Origin of the sequence: Streptomyces sp. ADMS (genome assembly GCF_033441795.1) — a bacterium.
Lineage (GTDB): Bacteria > Actinomycetota > Actinomycetes > Streptomycetales > Streptomycetaceae > Streptomyces.
In genome coordinates, this window is the sequence record NZ_JAVFVX010000631.1 from 1 (window position 1) to 237 (window position 237).

General features: G+C 72.2%; 1 pseudogene. It reads left to right on the forward strand.

From position 1 onward, the window contains the following. A pseudogene (locus RB628_RS42265) lies at positions 1-237 on the forward strand (IS1182 family transposase); the annotation flags it as partial.

A 237-nucleotide genomic window follows, 5' to 3' on the forward strand; every position in this document is an offset into this window, starting at 1 on the left:
GCCCGCGGTGCAGACCCTGCGCACCGTGCTGCTGCAGAACTACACCCGCACCACCACGAGGGGCGGGCGCGAGGCCGTGGCCCGGCGCACCAGGACCGAGGAGGGCGGTGACGGGCTTCCGCCCGGCCATCTGCGCATCGCTTCCCCCTACGACCTCGACACCCGCTGGTCCGCCAAGCGCGACACCTTCTGGAACGGGTTCAAGCTGCACGTGAGCGAGAGCTGCACGGACGCGCC